Source organism: Anaerobiospirillum thomasii (genome assembly GCF_900445255.1).
Classification (GTDB): domain Bacteria; phylum Pseudomonadota; class Gammaproteobacteria; order Enterobacterales; family Succinivibrionaceae; genus Anaerobiospirillum_A; species Anaerobiospirillum_A thomasii.
The window spans coordinates 230,001-246,774 of record NZ_UAPU01000007.1; the positions used below are offsets into that span (position 1 = coordinate 230,001).

Annotated in this window: 14 protein-coding genes (1 of these 14 running past the window's edge); 8 read left to right on the top strand and 6 right to left on the bottom strand. The window is 40.3% G+C overall.

Annotation, left to right across the window (positions count from 1 at the left end; translation table 11 throughout):
- Positions 1-1,605, bottom strand: partial view of a toxin-antitoxin system YwqK family antitoxin gene (locus tag DRZ93_RS08195; RefSeq protein ID WP_113746288.1) — the 5' portion only. It extends 144 nt beyond the left edge of the window; the window shows 1,605 of its 1,749 coding nt (coding positions 1-1,605); it begins with the start codon at positions 1,603-1,605; the stop codon falls past the left edge of the window.
- 669 nt (positions 1,606-2,274) lie between these two features.
- On the opposite strand from DRZ93_RS08195, the gene DRZ93_RS08200 reads away from it, so the two are divergent.
- The 4 genes from DRZ93_RS08200 (at position 2,275) to asnS (ending at position 5,168) form a co-directional block, all read left to right on the top strand.
- Positions 2,275-2,601, top strand: coding sequence for a thioredoxin family protein (locus tag DRZ93_RS08200; protein WP_113743985.1), 327 nt, complete (start codon positions 2,275-2,277; stop codon positions 2,599-2,601).
- Between the two features lie 191 nt (positions 2,602-2,792).
- A complete protein-coding gene (locus DRZ93_RS08205; protein ID WP_146741107.1) occupies positions 2,793-3,257 on the top strand; it encodes a hypothetical protein in 465 nt (154 codons plus the stop codon).
- Positions 3,247-3,747, top strand: a complete 501-nt coding sequence (locus DRZ93_RS08210) for a hypothetical protein (protein WP_113746290.1) — start codon at positions 3,247-3,249, stop codon at positions 3,745-3,747. Before DRZ93_RS08205 ends, DRZ93_RS08210 begins: the two co-directional genes overlap by 11 nt.
- Positions 3,748-3,767: 20 nt before the next feature.
- Entirely contained in the window at positions 3,768-5,168 is a 1,401-nt protein-coding gene (gene asnS, locus DRZ93_RS08215; RefSeq protein WP_113743982.1) for an asparagine--tRNA ligase, read from the top strand.
- Between the two features lie 87 nt (positions 5,169-5,255).
- Here the strand turns inward: asnS and DRZ93_RS08220 are convergent, their stop codons facing one another.
- The 5 genes from DRZ93_RS08220 to DRZ93_RS08240 form a co-directional block, all read right to left on the bottom strand.
- Positions 5,256-5,543, bottom strand: coding sequence for a hypothetical protein (locus DRZ93_RS08220; RefSeq protein WP_113743981.1), 288 nt, complete (start codon positions 5,541-5,543; stop codon positions 5,256-5,258).
- Between the two features lie 8 nt (positions 5,544-5,551).
- The gene (locus DRZ93_RS08225) at positions 5,552-6,505 is read right to left on the bottom strand and encodes a hypothetical protein (RefSeq protein WP_113746291.1); all 954 of its coding nucleotides are present in this window, start codon (positions 6,503-6,505) and stop codon (positions 5,552-5,554) included.
- 148 nt (positions 6,506-6,653) lie between these two features.
- The gene (gene serA, locus DRZ93_RS08230) at positions 6,654-7,889 is read right to left on the bottom strand and encodes a phosphoglycerate dehydrogenase (RefSeq protein ID WP_113743979.1); all 1,236 of its coding nucleotides are present in this window, start codon (positions 7,887-7,889) and stop codon (positions 6,654-6,656) included.
- 57 nt (positions 7,890-7,946) lie between these two features.
- Entirely contained in the window at positions 7,947-9,050 is a 1,104-nt protein-coding gene (aroG, locus tag DRZ93_RS08235) for a 3-deoxy-7-phosphoheptulonate synthase AroG (protein ID WP_113743978.1), read from the bottom strand.
- 347 nt (positions 9,051-9,397) lie between these two features.
- Positions 9,398-10,210 (bottom strand): exodeoxyribonuclease III, encoded by an 813-nt coding sequence (locus DRZ93_RS08240; RefSeq protein ID WP_113746292.1) that lies wholly within the window; start codon positions 10,208-10,210, stop codon positions 9,398-9,400.
- Positions 10,211-10,400: 190 nt separating this feature from the next.
- On the opposite strand from DRZ93_RS08240, the gene DRZ93_RS08245 reads away from it, so the two are divergent.
- From DRZ93_RS08245 to DRZ93_RS08265, 4 genes are all read left to right on the top strand, one after another.
- Complete coding sequence (locus DRZ93_RS08245) at positions 10,401-11,297, top strand: LysR family transcriptional regulator (protein ID WP_113746293.1); 897 nt, start codon at positions 10,401-10,403, stop codon at positions 11,295-11,297.
- Between the two features lie 616 nt (positions 11,298-11,913).
- Positions 11,914-13,278: an SLC13 family permease gene (locus tag DRZ93_RS08250; protein ID WP_113743975.1), complete on the top strand. Its 1,365-nt coding sequence runs from the start codon at positions 11,914-11,916 to the stop codon at positions 13,276-13,278.
- A 437-nt stretch (positions 13,279-13,715) separates the two neighbouring features.
- Positions 13,716-14,909: a tyrosine-type recombinase/integrase gene (locus DRZ93_RS08255; protein WP_113746294.1), complete on the top strand. Its 1,194-nt coding sequence runs from the start codon at positions 13,716-13,718 to the stop codon at positions 14,907-14,909.
- A gap of 611 nt (positions 14,910-15,520) precedes the next feature.
- The gene (locus DRZ93_RS08265; RefSeq protein ID WP_113746296.1) at positions 15,521-16,105 is read left to right on the top strand and encodes a lysozyme; all 585 of its coding nucleotides are present in this window, start codon (positions 15,521-15,523) and stop codon (positions 16,103-16,105) included.
- The last annotated feature ends 669 nt before the right edge of the window (positions 16,106-16,774 follow it).

Below are 16,774 nucleotides of genomic sequence, written 5' to 3' on the forward strand. Positions count from 1 at the left end.
AACGCCATTATCATAGTTAAGTTCGTTTTTAACCTGGCCGTTGCGGTAAAACTCAAGCACTGTGCCATTTAGCATATCATGTTTATAGCGCTCAACCTTTCTTATCTTGCCATCGGTATAAAAAGTTCTAAAGGCTCCCTCTTTAAGACCTTTTTGATATATACCCTCATAGACAATCTTGTCACTAAACTCATCATACTCGCGGTAAAAACCATTTTTTCTGCCATGCTCATACAGAGCATATTCAAGAGGTGAACCTGTGCTGTCATAACGTATGTACATACCGTTGAGATAACCGTCTGTATAATTGCCAAGCATTCTTAAAATGTCCTTTTCATAACTGACAGACAGCCCCTCAAGTCTGCCACTGCGATAGGAGCTTATCAGTGTCTGAGCACCATACTGAGTTTTGACAAGGCCGGTATAGGCACGTCCATTGCTTTTTTTAACCAGTCTTGATTCAACATAGCTAAACTCACTAAGCGGTCTTGCACCTACAAAGCGATAGAAAATATATCTATTTTCAAAAATAAAGATATAGGTGGCGGCAAAGATTGCAATGGTCAGCACACAAAAGGACATGACACTTTTAATGGTCTGCGATTTTACATAGTTGAGCACAAAAAACCTGAGCACCAGCATAACAAAGCCAAGGACTACAAGACAGATCACAAGATAGGCTATAACCTTGTAGGCATTTACATATGGCGATCTCAGTGTCAGATTGTAAGGATTCTCCCTTTCATAAACCACCCAGATCTGAGAGCCTACAGCCGGTACCTGCCTGTAGTCATAAACATGATCAATACTACCTATAACCTCCTGACCACTTGCAGTAATAAAGGTGACAATATGACGGTAAAGATGTTCATTTGGGCTTAACACCATATTATTGTGCAGCATTCTTGTATGCGTCACCACGGCTATGGCATCTGATCCTATAAAGTTTAAATAAAAGCGTTGTGACTGCACTGAAAGTTTCTGTATTGAGGCCAAAAGCGCAATACAGATGAAAAATGAGCATAAAAGAGCAATGGAGATAAACAGTGAGCGTCTGGTAAAGACATGTTTTTTACCGTCATCTAATGATGAATTTGGATTTGACACATCATCTATCACACTTTGCAGATAGTTTCGGTCAGAGCTGAAATAATCATCAGTCTCATGTATGCTCTTTAAATGTGTGATTAATCTGTCAACATGATTGTGCCACAGAGCACTAAGGCCTTGATTGCGCCATTTTATAATTAAAGTTCTGTCCCGGCCACCTATAACACCGTTTTGCAGATTGTACAGAGCGTACAAAAGCTCCTGCTTGGCTTTTTTGGTGGTGGTGAAATTCTTGATGTTAACAAAGTTGGCCCTAAGCGGAATCAAGGCCTCTTTATTATTGTCAAAGGCACAGATCATCTCTGCTATAAATAGATAGACAATGTCTGACTCATCAAGACGGCTTAGCTCGTAGGATTCAATAAAGCCAAATTCCTTGGCCTTTAAGATTACAAAATCAAGATCTAAAGCACTAAGATCGTGAGCCTCAACATTAAGGCAGTCAAGAAACTCCTCAATTACACTCTCACCTAGGTACTTTTCAAACTCAATCATAAGCGTCGGATATAAGACTCTTTACACCTGCAAGTGTGAAAACAAACACTGCCTAAAAAGTTCGGCAACCATTCTATATCATTCAAAATTAAAGACAATAGTAAAAGCTGCTGCACGGCAAAAATATCGCTCTAATGCGTACTCTGAGTCAGTAAAAATACTTGTGCCACTCTGTAAAGTATAGAACAGCTTTTATTAAAAGAAAGCTCTATTAAGACTATATTTCATACGATAAATCAGGATCTTGTTATCTATAGACGCTCTTTATGCCGCATGCTTTAATCTTGGTGAGCCACAGTTTAGTTTTAAGGTATTATGCCATGCAGCAGGAGCTGGACCGACGCCTGTTTTTAACATATATTTTTTACTTTACTGACAAAAATTCAATATTTGAAAGTAAATAATTATTATACATTAATTGTTTTTTAAGTGTAGGTAAAAAAATTGTACAAAGAACACCTTGCAGTCTTTTTAACTTTTTGCTACAAAAATATATTAGATCAATGCTTTAATATATTTTTCCATTAAAATTAGTCCTTTTACAACTTTTTTCACTACATAGTAAAAATAATATTTATTGATTAAAAATATTCAAAAGCATCTTTTTTAATTTTTTATGATTTACAATGAATTCAGTTTTAAAAATATATCTTACATAAGGAGCTTCAAATGGCTTTAGTAGCAGTTAATTCAAATGAAGAATTCGTACGTGAAGTGGAACAGGATCAGGGTCTTGTCATTGCAGGTTTCACTGCAGACTGGTGCCCACACTGCAAAGTTCTTGCCCCACACATTCAGGGAATGGCTCAGAACTTCCCTGACTTAAAGATCTGCCGTGTAGATGTAGACAAGTGTGAGGAAATCTCCAACAAGTACAATGTACAGACCATTCCGACTCTGGCTATTTTCAAAGGTGGTCAGCTTGTTGTGGCCAAGATGGTGGCCGGCATGCAGCCAAATGAGATTATGGAATTTATGCAGAGCAATATGCAGTAATAAAACTTTGATAAAAGCGCATGCCTAAACATGCGCTTTTTTCATTTGTGCACACCACAGTCCGTGCATATCCACACAAAATAAAAAAAATTGCTCACAATGAGCTCCTGCCTGCCTTTTTCTTTTCATATTTTTGCCCATAAGTGGTAAAATCGCACTTTAGATTTAATTTTGAGTTTAAAAATACTGATATGAAAAAAGCCCTACCACTTATTTCTGCACTGTCTGTATTTGTGCTCTGTGCCTGTCAGGGTGTACCTGACGGATCCAAAGAGCCTGTGGCCACAATTGAGAGCATAAAGCTTGCCTCAGGGCAGCAGTCAGGTTTTGATATAGATTTTTCTGTATTTCACAGATCGCTTGAGGATCTCCCATTTGCCGCTCTTGATATTGACATCATGGTCAACTCAAAAAAGGTTGCCTCCTATCATGAAGAGCCTGAGGACATTATTCTAAAGCCATCAGTCAAGAACAACTATACAAGGTTTGTTGAGGCTAATCTGGCACAGCCAGCGCAGTCAGATTCACTTTTAATGTCGCCTATGCTCAAGGTCAATGCCGATGTGGAGCTCAAAGTCACTGTAGTTGATGATGAGGATCTTGATACATACAATCCTGTAGCCAATTTTAAAGGAATAGTTTCACATGCTGACTAAGGATCACTCTTTTGAACCGCGTATCGGTACTGCACAGCTGGTATTTGGCATTATTTATGTCCTTATATCTGCAACAGCTCTGACTCTTGCTCTTTATGTACAAAGCGAGGGCGGCGATCCTAAGATTCAGTACTTCATGCTCACACTGTTTTTAGTGCTGGCAGCCAAGAGCTTTTTTATTTATTTCGGAATAAAAAAGATGCTCAAGTATGGTACCAGAGTTACTGCCAGACTAGTCTCCTGTGAGGGAGTGCGCGGCATTACCATCATGAAAGCCGTCTACGATGTTGAAGGCTATGGTCCAATTGAAATTCAGACCAGACTTGCAGGTGAGACAGCAAGTCATGAAATTAAAAGATATTTAAAAGACAGACCGCAGCTTGTACCTGCCCTTATTGTAGATGCCAAAGGCAAGCATCCGCGTGGCATGATACTGGTCCGTACCATAGGCGGTCACCTTGATGAAAAAACCATAAAGATTGAAGACTAACTTAAAGTTTAGGAGAAAATATGAGTCTTGTAAGCGCCAAGGAAATTCTTGATGGCAAGGTTGCCATCGGCTCGGCAGTGACATTAGCCGGCTGGGTCAGAACCCGCCGTGATTCAAAAGCCGGTTTTTCCTTTCTGGCCATCAATGATGGTTCATGCTTTAACAATGTTCAGGCAGTTGTCAGCAAAGATCTGGAAAATTACGAGAACGAAGTATTAAAACTGACAACATCATGTTCAGTTGTAGTTGAGGGTACTCTTGTAGAGTCACAGGGTCAGGGCCAGAGCTGTGAAATTCAGGCCAGCGCCGTCAAGGTTTTAGGCTTTGTTGAAGATCCAGATACCTATCCAATGTCAGCCAAGCGCCACAGCGTTGAGTATCTGCGTCAGTATGCCCACCTGCGTCCACGCACAAATCTTATGGGTGCTGTAATGCGCATCCGCAATACTCTGGCCTATGCCATTCACTCCTTCTTCCAGGAAAACGGTTTTATGTGGGTCTCAACTCCACTTATAACAGCCTCTGACTGTGAAGGTGCAGGTGAGATGTTTACTGTAACCTCACTTGATCTTAACAACGTGCCAAAGGATGATAAGGGTGGTGTTGACTATTCACAGGACTTCTTTGGCCGTCATGCTTATCTTACTGTATCAGGTCAGCTTAACGTTGAGACCTATGCCTGTGCCTTCTCCAAGGTTTATACCTTCGGTCCTACCTTCAGAGCCGAGGATTCAAACACCTCACGTCACCTCTCAGAGTTCTGGATGTGTGAGCCTGAGATGGCCTTTACCGATCTAGACGGCTGTGCAGAAGTTGCCGAGAAGTTGTTAAAGTATGTCTTTAAGAAGGTACTTGAGCTGCGCCGTGATGATATGGAATTTATAGTACAGCGTGTTGACAGCGATGCCATCAACCGTCTTGAGAAGTTTATAAACTCAGACTTTGCCAAGGTTGACTACACTGATGCTATAGATATTCTCTTAAAATGCGACAAAAAGTTTGAATATCCTGTAGCCTGGGGTATTGATCTGCAGTCAGAGCATGAAAGATATCTTGCCGAAGAGCACTTTAAATCACCTGTAGTTGTTAAGAACTATCCAAAGGATATCAAGGCCTTCTACATGCGTATGAATGATGATGGCAAGACTGTTGCAGCCATGGACGTGCTGGCTCCTGGTATTGGTGAGATTATAGGCGGCTCACAGCGTGAGGACAGACTTGAGCTTTTAGACAAGCGTATTGAAGAGATGGGTCTTAACAAGGATGCCTACTGGTGGTATCGCGATCTGCGCCGCTATGGCTCTGTACCACACTCAGGCTTTGGCCTTGGTTTTGAGCGTCTTATTGTCTATATCACAGGTGTTGGCAACGTACGTGACGCCATTCCATTCCCACGTACACCAAAAAATGCTGACTTCTAATCAGGCTTAAAAAGAAACCCTCAGATGAGGGTTTCTTTTTTTATATCCTTGCCAATAATAATGCCTGATTATTCAGCCTGATTGATATCAGCCATGATGGGCTGCTGTCATTTCATAGAGATCATCTTCAAGCTCATCAAAGAGCTCAGAGAAGACATGATGCTGCAGATAGTCAAAATAGAATAAAGCCAGATCTCTGCTCTTTGCAGGAAGCTCATCTAAATTATACTCCCTGCTGTCATATTCAAAAGGATTGACCAGAGGATCATGTCTGTCAAGGGAGCGGCCATGCTCATGAATCAGAGTTAAAAGCTCATGACGGAATGAGGCCTTATACTCGGCGCTTACATCTGCTCTTGTAAAAACAAAACTCATTGCAGCTCCTAGTTGAAAACTGGATTGCCATCTTTGTCAAACTCAAGACTTGGGGCCTTGAGATCGCCTATATTATCATCACCCTTTTCCTCAGGGCTCTTGGTGATAATAGGCTTGCCATCAGGGCCAATGCTTGCAGCTGAACCATCTGGTACAAACTCAAGCGGCTCTGGCTTTTCCTTGCTCTCAACTGCAGGTTCAATTTTAACCTCTTCCTCTTTTTTCTCTTCTTCAACTACAGGCTGATTGTTAACTAAAAGTCCGCCCTTCTTTAAAGTAAAGAATTTAGGAGCAAGGCCGGCTGGCTCCTTGGTAATGTAATCTGGCAGAGGAGTGAATTTTCTGCCTGTTGTCAGCGCTATCTGATTTAAGCGCTCACAGTCTTTGAGCACAGTTTCTGAAAAGGCCATAAAACCGTCTAGAGCAATTTCATACTGACGCGGAGCCTGTCCCTTGCCCTGCAGCAGGGCTACCTTGAGAATGGCCCCCTCGCGCAGCTGCAAAAAGAGGTTGGAGAGTTTCTGATCCTGATCGGCTGTCATTGGAGCAAAGACAATGCCGCCGTTTTTCTGCACCTGTCCGCGCAGGGCAAATTCTTCATTGTTATCGACAATAAATCTGGCAAAGGCATAGCCGTTTGACTGATCCATAATGCCAATATCAAGAGGCGGTACCTTGAGTGTCAGCACCGGGGTTTTAGACTGCATCATACAGCCTACAGAGAAGGTATAGCTGTCAACCATATTTCTCTGTATTCTGATTTTAGCCTCTCTGTGCTCTATGCTCTCAGATAGAGTTAAAAGATGTGAGGCTGAGCCTTTGTTTGATTCATAGGCATAATCTTCATTCAATGTCCATGTACCTTCAGATCCAATCTGCCAGCTGTTCCTGTCATTGGCATTGGCTGCACAGATACATGTCAAAGAAAGTGCCACAAATGAGGCTAATGCTGTCCTTTTCATAATAAAACCTTGGTAAATTCGTTATAGGTATTATAGCAGAGCCAATTTTATATAAAAATATAATGATAAACTATGTGTGCCAAAAAGCACTATATGCGATATTGCAGCAGGATCTGTAAAAACCCCCGCAGGGCGGGGTCTTTTTATATTAGTAAAGAATACGGCACTTGAGAGTACCAGGAATTTCTTTTAACAGCGGCACTATGGCCTCAGGCTTGTCTGAGTGAATATCCATAACCACATAACCCACATCAGCTGTAGTCTGCAGATACTGAGCTGCCACGTTGATATCCTGACTTGCAAAGACATCATTGATCTGGCGCATAATACCTGGCACATTGGTGTGAATGTGCAGAAGTCTTGAAACATTGGCTCTCTTTTCTGGCAGTGATACTTCAGGGAAGTTTACAGCAGTAAGAGTTGAACCGTTGTCTGAGTATAAAGCAAGCTTCTGAGCCACCTCAATACCGATATTGCACTGAGCCTCCTCAGTTGAGGCACCAATATGCGGTGTTAGGATAACATTGTCAAAATTACGCAGTGGAGTTACAAACTCCTCCTGATTTGAAGCAGGCTCGGTTGGGAACACGTCAACAGCGGCACCTGCCACCTTCTTGCTCTCAAGAGCCTCGGTCAGGGCATTGATATCAACTACAGTACCGCGTGAGGCATTGATAAAGAAGACACCATCCTTCATGGCCTCAAATTCCTTGGCGCCAATCATATTGCAGGTCATATCAGTCTCTGGTACATGCATGGAGATAATATCAGATGAGGCTAAAAGCTCCTCAAGTGTATCAACCTGACGGGCATTGCCAAGGGAGAGCTTGTGCTCAAGATCATAGAATATAACGCTAAGGCCCAGGCTTTCGGCAATAATGCCAACCTGTGTGCCAATATGGCCATAGCCTACAATACCTAAAGTTTTGCCGCGAGCCTCAAAGCAGCCTGTGGCTGCCTTCTTCCAGCCACCTCTGTGTAAAAGAGCATTTCTTGCAGGTACATCGCGCAGAAGCTGCAGATACTCGCCGGTTACCAGTTCGGCTACAGATCTTGTGTTTGAAAATGGAGCATTGAATACAGGGATACCAAGCTGGGCTGCAGCTTCAAGATCAACCTGATTGGTGCCTATGCAGAAACAGCCGACGCCCACGAGCTTTCTTGCATGTGAGAGAACCTCACGGGTTAAGAAAGTACGTGATCTTATACCTAAAAAGTGCACATTTTCGATCTTCTCGAGCAGCTCCTGGCCGTCAAGGGCCTTTTTGCTGTACTCAATATTGGTATAACCTGCCTTTTTCAGTGTCTCTACAGCACTAGGATCTACGCCCTCAAGCAGTAAGATTCTGATTTTGCTCTTTTCAAGTGATAATGATGGGTGCATGTCTAACCTCTTAAAATAGTTAAAGCCCCTTAGCCGGGGCTTCTGGTATAAATCTGTCTATGCAGCTTTGCGTCGTGATTTTACAGCATTGCACAGGGTCTCAAGAATGACCTCTGTATCCTCAAATCCGACACAGGCATCAGTTACGCTCTGCCCATAGGTAAGCTTTGATAGATCCTCACACAGATCCTGCCTGCCCTCTACAATATTGGACTCTATCATAACACCAAAGATTCTGTCATCTCCATTGGCTATCTGTGATCCAACATTATAAGCCACATCAAGCTGTTTCTTAAACTGCTTGGAGCTGTTTGAATGAGAAAAATCAATCATAACCTTCTGACGCAGATTGTTAACAGACAGAAGCTCAGAGGCTGATGCCACATGTTCTGCCTCAAAGTTTGGCACCTTGCCGCCGCGCAGAATTACGTGGCAGTCGTCATTACCCCTGGTGTGGGCAATGGCTACGTGACCTAGCTTGGTTACAGTCATAAAGGTATGCTCATGCCTTGCAGCCACAATGGCATCAACTGCAATCTTGACATTGCCGTCGGTGGCATTTTTAAAGCCCACAGGACATGACAGACCAGAGGCAAGCTCTCTGTGCACCTGTGACTCTGTGGTTCTGGCACCTACTGCACCCCAGGAGATGAACTCATCTATATACTGTGGTGAGATGAGATCTAAAAACTCTGTGGCTGCAGGTACACCCATGGCATTTACATCACGCAAAAGACTTCTTGCAATTCTAAGACCATTGTTGATGTCATAAGAATTGTTAAGCTCAGGATCATTGATAAGACCCTTCCAGCCTACAGTGGTGCGTGGCTTTTCAAAGTAGACACGCATAATAATCTCAAGACTGTCCTTGTATTTTTCACGCAGCGGTAAAAGACGCTGTGCATAATCTAAAGCAGCCTTTGGATCATGAATAGAACATGGGCCAGTGATAACAACCAGACGGTCATCACTTCCATCCATAATATTGTGTATGGCATTACGTGTATTGAGCACTAATGCATCTATAGCATCCGTAGTCGGAAACTTTTCTATAACGGCAACTGGTGGTAACAATTGAAATATATCACTTATTCTTGTATCGACGATACCGTGCCGCGAATTTGGCGGCGGAGGAATCATCCTGTTATTCTTTAGGTTCATATAAACCGCCCTTTTTTAGAAAAAAATAGAAATTAGAGATAATAATAGGAAAAGTAATAGAAGCTAGATGGGGCAAAGACAGTGGCACTTGGGACTTTGACATTTAAATTTAGTTCCCCTTCTAAGGGACAAATTATATTTAGCGTTTTCACTTTTCTTTTCCTTAAAAAAACAATGAGACTTTACGTCTCACCTTTGAAATATTTAAAGTAAATTCATTATAAGTTAATGGATTTATGTATCAAGCTTTATGCAAAAAGTATTTAAAAATTACAGCATTTGCACAAAGTATGTGCAGTTTTTAAGTTAAAAGCCCCATTACAGCACCAAAACTGCACATCACTCTTTTATTTAAAATCAAGCACCAGTGCTACAGGGCAGTGATCTGAACCATAGACCTCATTTTCAATATAGGCATCGGCAATATTGTCCTTAAGTTCTTCTGAAACAAAGAAGTAGTCAATTCTCCACCCTACGTTCTTGGCTCTGGCTCTGCTCTTGTATGACCACCAGGTATAGTTGTCAGGCTTGTCACCATGCACATGGCGGAAGGTATCTATATAACCTGCCTGGGTAAACTTGTCTAAAAAGGCTCTTTCAAGTGGTAAAAAGCCTGTATTTTTAGTATTGGTCTTAGGACGGGCCAGATCTATTTCCTTATGGGCAATATTAAAATCACCGCAGACTACTATAGGCTTGCTCTTGCGCAGCTCCTGAACATAATTGAAAAAGGAGTCAAAAAAGCCCATCTTGTAAGGTACACGCTTGAACTCACCTGTACCCTTGCCGTTTTCATCCTCAATCTCGGCACCGCCGTTTGGAAAATAGCCGTTGAAGAAATGAAACTGCTCAAACTCAAGGTGCACAATGCGTCCCTCTCCCTGATAGGCAGGATCAGGCAGCTCAATCTCTACATTTAAAGGCTGTATCTTTGAATAGACAGCAGTACCTGAGTAGCCTTTTTTAACTACAGATGAGGAAAAGTAGGAGCTATAGCCATCTTTACTTGCAATATGCTCTGGTATCTGATCAACTGAAGCCTTGGTCTCCTGCATGGATATAACATCATATTTATCCTGTGCAAACCACTCTTTAAACTCATCCTTGGCACTTACAGCTCTGATGCCGTTCACATTCCACGATACTAATGATATCTGCATTTTTTTTCCTGCGTTAAATATGTTATAAATATAGGCTATTGTACTTAAATATAGTACTTTGGGCATAAGTGTCTGATAATGTTAATCATCTAGGCATGCCCAGTCCATTAAATACATAATAAAAATAAATAAGATAAACAATGTAAGGCCTCATAACATACAAAATTACAACAAACATAGCGGAGACAACATGCTGTTTACGTATTTAAAAGCCTTTATTACTGTTGCAGATCTTGGTAGTTTCAATAAAGCAGCAGAAGAGCTTAATCTTACTACTACAGCTATAATGAAGCGCATCAACAAACTAGAGAGCGAGGTTGGTGCTAAACTGCTTGTGCGTGACAACAACGGCGTGACACTGACGCAGGCCGGCAAATCTTTTTTTCAGGATGCGCAGTATATAAAACGCCATATTGAAGATTCCATAGTCAGGGCACAGCAAATTGAAAAGAGTGAAAAGACTTTAAAAATAGGCGTAACTCAGCTGACCCCTACCAATTACTTTATGGACGTCTGGCCTTTTATCAGTCAGTACTGTCCTGATCTTAATCTTGAGCTGGTGCCTATTGACTATGTGCTTGGCAGCAACTGTTCCACCTTCAGCTCCCATACAGATTCTTTAGATGCCATGTTAGGCTCCTTTGACCAGAGTATGCTTGATTTTTTCAACTGCAGCGGTATCACAATCTGTTCACTGCCTCTGTGTCTTTGTGCCTCTGAGAGCAATTATCTAAGCTCAAAGGAGCATCTTACACTCTCAGATCTTAAAGGTCAGAGGGTACATATGTTAAAAAAGCAGGCAGGCATTGGTTCCACCCTTGATAATGTCTACAGAAACTTTATTGAACTTGGTGCTGATATAGTTGAATTTGAATCCTACAATATAGATCTGTTAAAAGAGATTGATACCTGCAATGATCTGCTTTTGTGCTTTCCTAATATAGTCAATATCTATCCGCAGCTTAAAAAACTCGATCTTGATCTTAACGATACCATGTCCTTTGGCCTTATTCACACAAAAGAGCTGTCGGCATCACTGCACAGCTTCATCAGTGCCTTTGAGCGTCATCAAAAGGATCTGCGCTAAATTCTACCTGCTGCACAGCAGTATGCCGTGCAGTTTGCATCATCTGTCATCACAAGTGCGATAAGATACAAAATATTGTCTTTTGTATGTATGAAGGCTAAAAGCTGCGCTATGGTAAACAGGCCTTTGATCTTAGAGTAATCTTACAGGCTGCAATGTCTATAGCTCTCCTGTGTAGTATAAAATTGTCCCTTTATAGATAAAAAATAATCCTATCTTACATTTTATATCATTTAGTAAATATTATTTAAACTTTTATTTCATACTGCTTTAATCAAAACTTAACACAGATTTAGCAATAGGCTAAAAATTAAGAGTTTAAAAAAAATTAATCTAAATTTTATATTATGCATTAAAATTGCGCATTTTATAATAAACCACTGATTTTAAATATATTTTTAACTCATGATAAAGATTAGCAGAAAGTGGCTTTTTTAGCCCTTTTTTGCTCAATTTTTGTGATTGTGTGCTAATTTTTTTGGACCTCATGCGCTTTTAGCGCGCTGCGTCAAAAAAATTCAGTTGTATTTTTATGTCATTTATTATTTTATATATAGCGTGTAAATATATTGTTCACACAACATAATATTTAGGTATTACATTAAGGAGTTAACTTATGTCATCTATGACAAAATCTTATATAGTCATTGCCGACATAATATTATTTGTGCTGCTGCTGTCATTCCTGCCGTTTTCAGATACTGAAAACAAGGGTCTGGCCATGCTCGTGTTTGTAGCCGTACTGTGGCTGAGCGAGGCAGTGCATGTAACTATTACTGCAATTACAATTCCGGTTTTAGCCGCTATCCTGGGTCTGGTGCCAACCGCCAAGGCTTTAAACGGCTTCTCCGATTCAAACATCTACCTCTTCTTTGGTGGTTTTGCTCTGGCCGCTGCCATGCATGTGCAGAAGCTTGACAAACTTATTGCCCAGAGAATTATGGCCATGGCCAGAGGCAGTTTCTTCATGTCTGTAATTTTACTGTTCACCATTACTGCCTTCCTGTCAATGTGGATGAGTAATACAGCTACTGCCGCCATGATGCTGCCACTTGCAATAGGTATGCTGGCCAATGTAGATGCCAAAGAAAACAGAAATGTCTTTGTATTTGTGCTCTTAGGTATTGCCTTCTCTGCAAGTATTGGCGGCATGGGTACATTAGTAGGTTCACCTCCTAATGCCATCGTAGCCTCAAACATCGGTATGACCTTTGCTGACTGGTTTGTAATCGGCTTCCCATTCATGGTGGTGCTGATGCCTGTTATGATTTTAACTCTCTACTTCGTCTTCAAGCCAAACCTTAAGATTGAGGTTAACTTCCAGGAGGAGAATATTGAGTTAACTCCAAAGAGAATTACTACCTTAGCTGTATTCGTTATAGTAGCTCTGTGCTGGATCTTCTCAGCTAAGATAAACCCTGCCCTGTCAGGTATGCTTGGCCTTGCCGAATCAATCGGTGCCTTTGACAGTGTGATTGCTATTGCAGCTGCCATCATCGTAGTTGTCCTAAAGCTTATTTCCTGGAAAGAGGTTCAGGACAATACCGACTGGGGTGTGCTCATGCTCTTTGGCGGCGGTATTACACTCTCTGCCGTACTTAAGGACTCAGGTGCCTCAAAGATCATGGCTGACGGTATTGTATTTATGGTAGAGGGTTCTCACTACTTTGTTCTAGGTCTGCTTGTTGCCTTCTTCATTGTATTTTTAACTGAGTTCACCTCAAATACAGCCTCTGCAGCTCTGCTTGTACCTCTGTTTATCTCCATTGCCGAGAGTATTGGTGCCCCACCTTTAGGTCTGGCTCTTATCATCGGTCTTGGTGCATCGTGTGCGTTCATGCTGCCGGTGGCAACACCGCCAAATGCCATCGTCTTTGGTACAGGTTATATCAAGCAGCAGGAAATGGTCAGAGTAGGTCTTGTCCTCAATGTGATCTGCTCCTTTGTGATAGCTACAGGAGCTTACTTCTTCTTCCTGTAGAATTTAATATCAAACAAGTGCAATCTATAAACCGCAGAATTTCTGCGGTTTTTTTATTTATTTATACAATACCGATACACTCCATCATAATTGTGATAAGTGTATAAAAAACACACTTTTTAGAGATCTTGTTGCATATAGTTATCAGTTAGACTTACAAAGGGCAATTATTTTATTTATTTTAATACTATATTAAATTTATATTAAATAATTAATAACACGGATAATACATTTACTTATATTGAGTAACCAAGGAGATATCTTATTTCACAAGAAACGTCATATAAAATCATATACTTGCTTAATTTTTAAAGGATTTTTTAATGAAAGTTTAAAATATTTTATAAAATTTTAAAAAAATGTGACCCATATGTGACCCATGAGAGGAATATAGTTTATAATAGAAACTACTAAACAAACTCTCGCAGGGGAAATATATGATAAATTTAACTACAGCAAAGTTAGACAAATTGCTGTCTAACACCAAGCCTCACGACAAGATGATAACAGATAGTACAGGGCTTAATGTTAGGTCTCGGAACAGTGGTGGTAGGACGACAATTTATTTTATTTTTAGAACAAAAAGAAAAAACTGTAACATTAAGCTAACAATAGGCAAATATCCCACAATGCCTTTAGACGAGGCTCGTTCTAAGTTTATTGAGCTACATAGAAAAGCCGAGCTTAATCAACTGTCTAAACAAGAAATAATATTAGGGCGCAGGAATGAGTTAGAACGTGTTGAACCTACAGTAACTTATTACACCTTGGCAGATGCATGGGATAAACATAAAGAGATGAAAATATCCAAGTTAAAATTAAGCTCAATTCAAAAATACAATAGTTTGTATAATCACTTAAAGTCTTTTGGTAAAACTCCTTTAAACAAACTAACACCACAGTTTGTAATTGAAAACATGTTATCTCCGTACATAAATAAAGGCCAAAACAATTTAACCATGTCTTTAGCAAATTTACTAACATCATGCTTAAAGACAGCATGCTTTTACCAATGGTTAACACATAATCCTTTACAAAATATCAGAGGCTTTCTGCCAAGTCATGAGACAACACATAGGGCCACTTTTGATGTCAGAGATAGAGAACAACGAATTAAGGAGTTAATGCAGAGCCTACAGGACAAGCCACTTGTCTTAAGGGCGTTAATAGTTTTTTATTTCCATTCGCTTTTAAGAAACAATGAAGTGCGTTCACTAAAGATGAGCCATATTAAAGGGGATTATTTTAGTGTCCCTACTAAAACATTAAAGTCTTTTGATGTTCCGATTACTAGCGAGATGCAGAAAATCATAACATATTTTTCTAAAGGTAAAGGCCATGACGATTACTTGTTTTTAATTGGCTCACATAAGGTTGGGGATATGTACGCAATAAACGAATTAAAAACAATGGGTTTTGCAGATCTATCAATCCACGGAATTAGGACAATAGGCGAGGAGTGGTTGCGCCTACAGGACGACATTAAAGAGAGTATAGCTAAACTTTGCTTATCTCACGTGGCAGGCGATCGTACTGACAGAGCCTATATGCGTGACATGTTTTTAGAGGAGCGTCGTATTGCAATGACTAAGTGGAGCAACTATTTAGTTTATCTTGGTGTCACATTTTAAAATAGATGTTGCATATTTACTGTAAAAAGTTTATACTTTTTCCGTATGCTGTTATAAAAGCGTCCGTTTTTTAGTTTCAGCTAGTTTATATTGACAGAATTTTCTCCATGTGTTTTTCGGCCCTCGTCTTTTGATGAGGGTTTTTTATTTTCAGAGACCGATATTGTGAAAGATATTTTTGACGGAGTAGCTCATACTGCTATCATTGTGCACATTCTGCTCGGAATGTCTCTCGCATCAATCATTCAGTTTTATAAGACTCGCTACAAGAATTTAAAGTGGATTGAACGATTTTTAAATTCTATAGTATCAAGCTTTTTTTGTGGTCTGTTTCTCCTTGCCACTGCTTGATTTTTATCCACAACTGCCTCCGAGCATAGCTCTTTTAATTGGTGGATTTTGTGGCTCATTTGGTACGCACGGCATTCAGGATATCTTACAGCGAGTACTTGACAAGTTCCTGCCACGACAAACTCCATACGAACCTTATGAGCAAGCGATAAACGGCTCACATGTAAGATACGACAACACAAAACCAAGGAAAAGCGAACGGCAGTTTAAGACAGTGGACGATGAGCCACCAATGCCTGATGACATGAGGGATAGATAAGATGAGAGATGTATCAGAAAATTATGCTAACTTTTGTGATGCTTATGAGGGTGTATCACTGACACCGTATAAAGACAGTGCAGGCATCTTGACCATAGGCCGAGGTCATACAAGCGATCCTACCTACCCTTTTGATGAGAATACTGTGTATAGCATGGAGATGGTCGAGCAGGTATGGAAGCATGACTTAAACGATGCAGTGACAAAAGCAAACAAGTGGCTTAATAATCCACATGCTTTTGACTATCACATCTTTGATATGACGGTTGATCTCATATTCAATGTGGGCAGACCTCGCACCTATCTACAGAAACTTAACGAGGGTGACTTGGACGGAGCACGTGACCAACTTTTAAGATGGATTTATGTTTCAAGTGGTGGTAGCCATGTTGTCAATGTGGGCTTGGTCAAAAGATGTTTTGGCCGTTACATGTATTACATCGGAGAGGACTACACCATATTCACGCCGAATAAGTGTGTGGCCACTTCAAGAAACATTAAACCTTTAAACGATCTAATTGACACATTCGGCTACAAACTAATCCCTGATAGCAAGACAAGATTTAGACTACAAAGAATAGCATAAAAAAATAGGCACCCTTTTGAGGTGCCTTATTCATATCAACGATAGGTTAATTATAACATGATTTTTAAGGTAGATATAAAACAATTTAGGGAATTATCTATGCTGTTTAAAGGTGCTTTTTGGAGTGGCTGTTATAAGGTGGCGATCTTATTAACGATCCTTAGCGTGCCTTTTACTATTGTATGTTTAGGCATAAGTTTTATTAAATAAAAAAATTAAACCCCTAGTTGGATTGCAGTCCCTAGGGGTTTTTACATGTGATATAGGAGACATTTTAATTGGAATTTGATGTTTCTGCAAGTGAATTGATAACATCAATAGCTTGCTTAATTTTGGTGATACTTAAGAATATGAAAGGTTTAGCTGAAAAAATAACACAATTATCACTAGCGGGCATAGCAGTAATATTATTTTTTTATTGTTTATTGTTGTTGACAGAAAAGATAATTCACTTTTTTTAATACACAATTAAAGGGTTAAAAGGGTTTATGAAAATGCTACTGTTTACTGAAACTATAACAGCGAGAGCATGGATCTTTTTTATTCTAATTTGTGGATTGTTTTTAGGGTTTAGTGCGATTTTGTTTTCAATAGCCTACTCCTTGGCATTTAGATAATAAAAAGAGGCAGAGTAATGCTTATTGGCTCGCTAGTTCTATTTTCAGTATT